The sequence below is a fragment of the Streptomyces lothianensis genome, assembly GCF_047779955.1.
GTDB lineage: Bacteria > Actinomycetota > Actinomycetes > Streptomycetales > Streptomycetaceae > Streptomyces.
Genome location: NZ_JBLMKT010000006.1, coordinates 1 through 8,509 on the forward strand (window position 1 = coordinate 1; position 8,509 = coordinate 8,509).

The window sequence follows — 8,509 nt, forward strand, 5'->3', positions numbered from 1 at the left end:
GCCCGTCGACGAGTGAACGTCATGTGGGCCCTGATCCGTGACGGACGGTGTTACCGAGATGAACTCCCAGTCACAGCGGCGGCTTGACAACATCATTAGGAGGTGAGGAATCCCGGCCTCGGAGGGATAGCTCCGCGATGGCGGCAATGCGTCCGACCTGTTCTCGTAGCCGGGCAAGCTCAGCGGCCTGCTGCGGTCCTGCCACGATGTCGGACAGGGCGGCGATGACGGTTTCCTGGTGGTCGCCGGTGTCCAGGACCTGGGCGGCACGGCGGAGCAGAATGGCATCCACGCTGACCAGGCGGCTCGAATCCGGCGCTGATGGAGTGGTGGGCTCGGGGATCGGCGGGGTCCCGTGGCGGGCTGCGGGCGGTGCCGGAGCAGGTGCGAGTTCGGCCGTCGGCGAGGGTTCGGGCGCAACGCTGTCGGGGCTGCCGAGCACTGTGACCACAGGCTTCCGATAGCAGACGCCTCTACCCGTCTTGTTCGTGTAGACGACGAGTTCCATGGCGAGGTCGCAGACGGCTGGGCCGCCGATACGCTCCGGCGCGTCCGTCAGCTCGGAGAGCTGGGCCGCCATCGGCCACGAGCTCGTCATGAAGTGGAATGTGCCGAGCTCGGGTGCCGCTGCGATCTGGAAGGTGATGTCGACGGAGGGCGTCGGGCCGCGACCATTCCTGGCCGCCAGCTTCCTGTCCGCAAGGAGCGGAGGGCAACCGCAGGGCTGGCCCTTTCTTCTCTTCCGGTGACAGGTACTCCATGCCGTCGCACTCGTGGACGATGCCTTTACTGCCCCAGAGGGCCATACGCGCCGCCCCCGCGCCAGGTCCGTCCAGGAGAACGCGTACGCTCTCGCGGCTCGTCAGAACTTCGTAGGCAAGGCCGCCGCTTCCTCCTCCGTTCGGTTGAGGCTCGCCACCCGGTAGCTCGGCGACCCGGGCGGCCACATCGGCATCGTCGGTGGTGACACGCCAGCGCTTCACCTCCCTGCCAAAGAGGCTGCACGCGGTGTGCCGCTGGGCCACGGCAGGGTGGTGCTGACCATAGTGCCCCCGATGGTCATGGATACGAGGGCGTACATCAGGACTGGTCATAAAGGTTCGCCAGGTCGATCAGTCGGATGTCCGGGTCGGCCGCTGCTGCGGCGTGCGCCTTGTCGTTGAATCCGGCTCCGCTGAAGCACAGGAGTTGTGTGTTGGTGGTGTCGTAGCGGCCTGCCAGGGTGATGAGGTCGCGGATGTGCCGGAGACGTTCGATGTGGGCAGCGCCCATGGTGTCGTTCCACTTGGCCTCTCCGATGGCCAGCAGTGGTGGCTTGGTGCCGTCTGCGATTCCGATGACCGCCACGTCGACCTCGTGGCCGGTACGGGCCTTGGGGTCGTGAACGACGCCGTGTCCGACGCGGGCAGGCAGTCCGCCGAGCAGTTCGGGGTCGGCGTGATGCAGGGCCCAGTCCCGGCAGACCTGCTCGAAGTGGGGCCCGAGGACGTTGCTGACGAAGCGGCGACGGCTGGCTTGCCAGACCCGTGCCGCGCTGCCGGGGCGTTCGAGCTGGTCCCAGACCGGTCGCATGATCGCGTGGTAGAAGCCGATCAGTGGTTCGGCGATGCGGTAGGTGGGGCGGTTGTCGCGGAAGGCGTCCGCGTCCCGGTGCAGCAGACCGGCGTCTTCGAGGACGTTGATGGGGTGGGCGATGTCGGTGGCTTTGCGTTCCAGGTAGCCGGCCATGCCCCCGCGTGTCGCGTTGCCGTCGGCGACGGCGGCCAGGACGGATAGGTACAGGGCGGTGTCACGAAGGTCGGGTTCTTCGGCCAGCAGATACCGGGCCTCGCGGAAGAGGGGGGTTTCGGGGTTGAGGACGGTGCGGACGACCCAGTCGTCGAAGTCGTCCGGACCCTTTGGCGTGTCGCCGCGTGCGAATTCGCGCCGATAGGCCGGGGTGCCGCCCACGATCGCGTTCACCTTCATGGCCAAGTGTGGGTCGGTGATGCCCCAGAACTCGGCGGCGAGGCGGTGGTCCAGGGGGCGGACGACCAGCTCCAGCCCGGCCCGTCCGCGCAGTGGGGCGTTACCTGAGAGCAGTTTGCCCATGAAGGACAGGGCCGAGCCGCACAGCAGCAGCCGGGTACGGGAGCCGGTGCGCTGGTCACGCAGGGGCCGCCACGCCTCCTGGATGATCGAGGGCAGCTCGGGGTTGGCCTTGGCGAGGTACGGAAACTCGTCGATCACCACGGGGACGGGCCGCTCGGAGCCGAGGGCGAGCAGCGCGTCGACGGCCTCTGCCCAGTTGGCGAAGTGGAACGGGCTGGCAGGACGGACGTGGGCGGTCAGCGCCGAGCTGATCCGCCGTAGCGACTCGGCATCGGCGGCCTCGGTCGCACCGAAATAGAACCCTCCGGCGGCACGGCAGGCGGCATCCAGCAGGAAGGTCTTGCCCTGGCGGCGGCGCCCGGAGACCACGCCCAAAGTCGCGCCGGGCTGCGGATCGGTGATGAACCGGCTCAGCGCCGACCACTCGTAATCGCGGTCGAACATCTCAGCAGGCTTGTCCACGAGTGCTCCAGATGTAGAAGTACGTCTACATAAAACATACTCCTACTTCTGGGAAGCTCGTGGTGTGCATGCCCTCGCCCCTGACGCATACCGTCCTCTCTGCTCCACGGCGATAAATGTCGTGAATGTCGCAAATGAATGAGACCAAAAAACTGAGACCAGGGCATGCCGAAGACCCCGGCCGCTGAAGCGGTCCGGGGTCTTCGTTTCGCCTGGTCAGGCGACTGCGGAGGATACGCGATTCGAACTCGTGAGGGGTTGCCCCCAACACGCTTTCCAAGTCTTCGTCCGGGGGTTCCGGGGTATACGGGAACGTCCTGACCTACGGTTTGGCAGTGGCGGGAGGGGCTTGTGAACGGCGCTGTACGGCGGTGAATGCAACCAGAACTGCAACCACCGCCGACCTATTTGCCGCCTTCCGGGCCGTACCACTGGAGGGCCTGACCTGTCACCGCGGCGATGCACTCGAAGTCGTGGTCGCGGTGCAGGAGGGTGAGCCCCTGCAGCTCAGCCGTCGCGGCGACGACGAGATCCACCGCGCCCGCGCTGCGGTGCCTGCCCTGTCTGGTGAGGGCCTCCTGGACCTGCCAGGCGCGGTCATAGGCGCGGTCGTCGACGGGAACCCAGCCGAAGATCAGCCGCATGTCCTCGATGCCCCGCGCCCGGTCGGCCGCCGACCGGGCACTGTAGAAGAATTCGAGCTCGGTGATCGGGCACGTCGCGATGAGCCCGGCTGCTGCCGCCTGATCCCAGCCGTACTGCTCCGCGTCCCCGCGCAGGAAGCGTGCGAGCGCGCTTGTGTCGATCAGGAACTGTGCCGCGTTCACCGCCGGTAGTTTCCCTTGTCCTCGAAGAGCTCCAGGTCGAACGCGCCCTCGTCGGCCGCGGCGCGGAGCCGGGTGAGGGCCAGGGCGCGGCGCCGGTTCTCCAGCACCTCGCGCAGTGCGGTGTTGACGGTCTCCTTCTTGGTGCTCGTCCCCAGAGCTTTCGCCACGTCCGCGACCAGCTCGTCGTCGAGATCGATAACGGTCCGAGCCATATTGCACCTCCAGGTATCAAGTGTGGAGGCAAGTATATCTCTCTCGATGTGTGGGGTGTTCCGTACGGGGCTGTATGCGCGGTCTATGCGGGCATGACGCTGTAGATCCGGGAGAGGGTGAAGACCCGCTCGTCCTCCCTCAAGTGGCACCAGGCTTCGAGATAGGGCGGGTCGAGGGCGAGGCGACTGAGGGTGCGGATGGTGCGGCTTCCTGTGGCGGCGATGTACTCGACCGTAATGGCCGTACCGGCGTCGAGGGCATGGGCGAGCTGGCGGACATCGCTGTACGACAGCCGCTTCGTGTGCCAGGCGACGATTTCCTCGGTATCAGTGCCGTAGGGGACTCCGCTGCCGAATGGGTCGGGGTTCGGGGCCTGGGGCGGGGCGGCCAGCAGCCGGGTGGCCAGGGCGCTCAGATCGACGGCGACCGGGGCTTTCGCCGCGCGGGTGGCCGCGCTCCTCAGGCCCGGCTTGGCGCCGGTCCCGCGCGGGGCCGGGACGGGAGCGGTGGCCCGCTGAGGCCGGACCTTTTCGATGCGTACGGCTCCATCGGTCGTCTCGACGACGGGCGCGTAACCCTCGGTCCGGAGTGCTGTGAGGGTTTTCTCCAGCGGGCTGCGACTGACCAGCACCGTCGGCGCGAGCTGCCGCAGGCCGATTCGGGAGAGCTTGCGGTGGGCCGCGATCTCGGCCAGCAGAGCGGGCTCCTCGCTGTGGATGACGCAGGCGGCGGTGCCGATGCGTACGCGGCCGTGCCCTCGCGCGGTGTCGGCGATGAGATAGGACAGGGGCTGCGGCAGGGACCCAGTGGCGACCGTGGCCAGATCGTCTGTGATGCCGTCCGGGGTGTGGCCGGCGTCCAGGGCCCGGCGGATGCCGGCGGCGCTGAACCGCCACACCGAGGCCGTGCCGCTGGTCTCCCGGTCGGCAACGGAGTCCAGGAGGGCGGTGAGCCGCGCGGTCGGGGTGCCGGTGACGACGGCGGTCAGGTCGGCGCCGATCCGGGCCGTTCCGGTGGCCTTGGGCAGTAGCCCCCGACCCGCGACGGTCAGCTTTTCGGTGTCGTCGGCCAGCAGCGCGGCACCGACGGGCGACAGAACGCCGCGGGCGAGTACGCCGAGCAGCTCGGCCTCGCGGATCACAGCGGCGAACGGTGTTTCGTCCTGCGGCGAAGAGTCGGCGAGCGGGCGGTGCCAGGCCACGAGCGGCCCCAGATCCGTGGTGACCTTGGCCCCCTGTCCTGCCGGGAGTTCCCCCGCCGCCGCGAGCAGCCCGTGCCGGGCCTGCAGGCAGCCACCGCAGGGCGGCTCTCCGGCGAGTACGGGGAGTGCCTTGTTGTCCTCGTCGCGCGCCCGGGAGGGGGTGAGCGCCAGGTCCCGCCACGCCTGAAGCAGCCCGACGAACTGCTGCCAGGGTTCCTCCTCCGCCCAGGCGTCGTATGCCTCAGTGGGTGCGACGCGGTCGCCGTCGAGCCCCAGCAGCCCGGCCGCGTACGCGGTCTCCAGGGTGATCCGTACCACGGCGTCATCGGCCTGTGTGACCTTGCTGATCCGGGTCAGTTCGCGTGCGCCGATCCCACCGGACTTCAGCCGGGCCGGTGGAGCCGCCGAGCAGGCCGAAAGCACCGAGGCGGCATGGGCCGCGAACGCCGTGGCCGCTGCCGCCGCCTCTTGGTCCACCTCCGCCTCGGTCACGGACACCAGCCGCAGGGAAGGCGGGACGGCCTCGAACGGGGCGTGCCAGCCGGGTCCGCGCAGCGCGAGCGCCACCTCGGCAGGCATGCGGGCCGGGCCGTAGCGGCGTCGGTCCTGGATGAGGAGTCCGCGGTCCAGTGCCCATTGCTCGCCCGGCCCGGGTTCGGCCCCCGGAGCCCCGAACGCAATGAACCGCGGCTCGCTCAGCGCAGACCGCGCGCGGAGCTCAAGGAGTTCACGGGCCGCGGCGGGGGCCTTCGCGACCACCGAGGCGATCAGTTCCGGATCGCTGTGGTGTTCCGTCATGGCGACCAGCCGCTGCTGCTTGGAGCTGGGCGGCTTGATGCCCAACGCCGCCAGCATGCCACGGAGTTCATCCGAGGTCGCCCCCGTCAGCAGCCCCTCCAGCGGCGCGTCAAGACCTAGTGGAGCGTCCCACGACTGCCGCAACGGTGCGGCCAGGCGCAGCGTTCCGTTGCCGTCCGGCCAGACCAGTGCGTGATCCGACAGCACTTCCAGCGTCTCGTCCAGTCCGCGAGCGGCACCGGAGGCCGTCGCGCCCAGCAGCTCCGCCAGCGCGTCGCGTGTCGCGCGCGTCCCGAGGGCAGCCAGCGCTTCGGCCGCCTGCAAGCACGGCAGCGCGAGCCGCGGCAACGCGAGTGCCACCGAACCCGGGCGCTGCAGACGGTCCGCCAACTCCCCCACCGAGCGCGGGTCCGGAGGGGACACCGTGTCCCTCCGCGCCGCGAGCACACGCGCCAGGCGCGCGCCGTCAAGACCGCGCAGCCACGCCGCCAGCGTTGATCCGGACGCCATTGAGAACACCCCGCCAGGTACAAGGAACATGCCGGTGCCGGACCTCGGGGCCCCGGGCGGGCTCCAGGATGGCGCATCCGATGGTCCGCATGTGTGGGCCGGCGGAACGTTCCCACTCATGAGCGCTCTTCCGAGGCGCACAGTAAACGGTTGCCTGTCGAGATGTCTTGAATGGGCGGTTGTAAATGCAACCACAACTGCAACCGGCGCACGCCGAGAAGCCGAGCCACAATCGTGGCTCGGCTTCTCGTTTCGCCTGTTCAGGCGACTGCGGAGGATACGAGATTCGAACTCGTGAGGGGTTGCCCCCAACACGCTTTCCAAGCGTGCGCCCTAGGCCTCTAGGCGAATCCTCCGCGGCAAACAATACAAGACGTTGAGGAGTGCTCGCGAACCCGTTCCCCGCGGCCGGGTCCTTGATCGGGACGGGGTCGTTCGCACGGCCCCGTATCGGGTAGTCTTGGCGCAGCCCCTCACGTGGCGCTATCTGACTGAACTCCCCCAGGGCCGGAAGGCAGCAAGGGTAGGTTGGCTCTGGCGGGTGCGTGGGGGGCGTTCGCGTTCCCGGGCGCATCGCGGTCCGTGGTGTCAGTGGGGGCCGATAACCTCGTATACGTGTCGTCCCTTGCGCTGTATCGCCGTTATCGCCCGGAGTCGTTCGCCGAGGTCATCGGGCAGGAGCATGTGACCGACCCGCTGCAGCAGGCGCTGCGGAACAACCGGGTCAATCATGCGTACCTGTTCAGTGGCCCGCGCGGCTGCGGCAAGACGACGAGCGCGCGCATCCTCGCCCGCTGTCTCAACTGTGAGCAAGGTCCCACTCCCGACCCGTGCGGTGAGTGCCGGTCCTGCCGGGATCTGGCGAGGAACGGCCCCGGGTCGATCGACGTCATCGAGATCGACGCCGCGTCCCACGGTGGTGTGGACGATGCGCGTGACCTGCGGGAGAAGGCCTTCTTCGGGCCGGCCTCCAGCCGGTACAAGATCTACATCATCGACGAGGCCCACATGGTCACGTCGGCGGGCTTCAACGCCCTGCTCAAGGTGGTCGAGGAGCCGCCGGAGCACCTCAAGTTCATCTTCGCGACGACCGAGCCCGAGAAGGTCATCGGGACCATCCGTTCGCGTACGCACCACTACCCGTTCCGCCTCGTCCCGCCCGGCACCCTGCGCGAGTACCTGGGAGAGGTCTGCGGCAAGGAGGACGCCCCGGTCGAGGACGGCGTACTGCCGCTGGTCGTACGGGCGGGTGCGGGGTCCGTGCGTGACTCGATGTCCGTGATGGATCAGCTGCTCGCCGGTGCGGGTGCGGACGGTGTGACATACGCCATGGCCACCGCCCTGCTCGGCTATACGGACGGTTCGCTGCTCGATTCCGTCGTCGAGGCGTTCGCGGGCGGGGACGGCGCCGCGGCCTTCGAGGTCGTGGACCGCGTCATCGAGGGCGGGAACGATCCGCGCCGTTTCGTGGCCGACCTGCTGGAGCGGCTGCGTGACCTGGTGATCCTGGCGGCCGTTCCGGACGCGGCGGACAAGGGGCTCATCGACGCCCCCGCCGATGTCATCGAGCGGATGCAGGCCCAGGCGCAGGGTTTCGGTGCCGCCGAGCTCAGCCGCGCCGCCGATCTGGTCAACGAGGGGTTGACCGAGATGCGCGGCGCCACCTCGCCGCGCCTGCAGCTGGAGCTGATCTGCGCGCGCGTGCTGCTTCCGGCGGCGTACGAGGACCAGCGCTCCATGCTGGCGCGGATCGACCGGCTGGAGCGGAGCGGGCCGGTCGCGGGGGCCGGTGCCGGCGGGTTCGTCGGTGTCGGGTCCGGGGCGGGTGCCGGGTCCGGGGCCGGGGACGGGGCCGGTGGCGGACCGGGGGTCGGGGGGCAGGTGCCCTCGATGGGGTACGTGCCCGGGGCCGATGCGCATGCTCCCGTGGAGCCGTCGGCTCCCGTGCCGCCCGGTGGGGGTGCGGCTGCGGCGCGTGCGGCGGTGCGAGGGGTTACGGGGGCGCAGGCGGCGCCTCAGGGGCAGGCGGCCCAGGGACAGCAAGCGCAGGGGCAGTCGCCTCAGGGGCAGTCATTCCAGGGCCAGGCACTGCAGGGGCAACCGGTGCAGCCTCAGGCCGCTCAGCCTCAGGCCGCTCAGCCTCAGTCCGCTCAGCCTCAGTCCGCTCAGCCTCAGGCCGCTCAGCCTCAGTCCGCTCAGCCTCAGGCCACCCCGCCTCAGGCTGCGCAGGGTTCCGCTCCGGCTGCCGGTCCGGAGGCCGAGTCCGCGGGCCACACCGCTCAGGCGGCGCCCCAGCAGCCCGCCGCGACCGAAGCCCCGGCCGCTCCCGCGCGCCCCGGCGCCTGGCCGGGCGCCGCGGCCCCCGGCTCCGGCGGTGGCGGTGGCGAGCGCCGTCCCGGCGAGATCG

General features: G+C 69.7%; 6 protein-coding genes, 1 tRNA gene and 1 other RNA gene. 2 read left to right on the plus strand and 6 right to left on the minus strand.

The features are described 5' to 3' along the window. Positions 1-70 precede the first annotated feature (70 nt). The 6 genes from ACLF6P_RS00375 to ACLF6P_RS00400 all read right to left on the minus strand — a co-directional run bounded on the left by ACLF6P_RS00375 (position 71) and on the right by ACLF6P_RS00400 (position 6,458). Positions 71-598, minus strand: a complete 528-nt coding sequence (locus tag ACLF6P_RS00375) for a hypothetical protein (RefSeq protein ID WP_415947232.1) — start codon at positions 596-598, stop codon at positions 71-73. Between the two features lie 482 nt (positions 599-1,080). Further along, complete coding sequence (locus ACLF6P_RS00380; protein WP_415947233.1) at positions 1,081-2,553, minus strand: AAA family ATPase; 1,473 nt, start codon at positions 2,551-2,553, stop codon at positions 1,081-1,083. Positions 2,554-2,957: 404 nt separating this feature from the next. Beyond that, a complete protein-coding gene (locus tag ACLF6P_RS00385; RefSeq protein ID WP_415947234.1) occupies positions 2,958-3,380 on the minus strand; it encodes a PIN domain nuclease in 423 nt (140 codons plus the stop codon). Beyond that, a complete protein-coding gene (locus ACLF6P_RS00390) occupies positions 3,377-3,592 on the minus strand; it encodes a type II toxin-antitoxin system VapB family antitoxin (protein WP_415947235.1) in 216 nt (71 codons plus the stop codon). Before ACLF6P_RS00390 ends, ACLF6P_RS00385 begins: the two co-directional genes overlap by 4 nt. An 83-nt stretch (positions 3,593-3,675) precedes the next feature. Further along, positions 3,676-6,102 (minus strand): helicase-associated domain-containing protein, encoded by a 2,427-nt coding sequence (locus ACLF6P_RS00395; RefSeq protein ID WP_415947236.1) that lies wholly within the window; start codon positions 6,100-6,102, stop codon positions 3,676-3,678. A gap of 271 nt (positions 6,103-6,373) precedes the next feature. Then, positions 6,374-6,458, minus strand: a tRNA-Ser gene (locus ACLF6P_RS00400). A gap of 108 nt (positions 6,459-6,566) precedes the next feature. Here ACLF6P_RS00400 and ffs point away from each other — a divergent pair. Together ffs and ACLF6P_RS00410 are read left to right on the plus strand one after the other, a co-directional pair. After that, positions 6,567-6,665: signal recognition particle sRNA small type (gene ffs, locus ACLF6P_RS00405), an RNA gene on the plus strand. 52 nt (positions 6,666-6,717) lie between these two features. Continuing rightward, positions 6,718-8,509 (plus strand): DNA polymerase III subunit gamma and tau (locus ACLF6P_RS00410; RefSeq protein ID WP_415947237.1); only part of this gene is annotated, 1,792 nt, incomplete at its 3' end.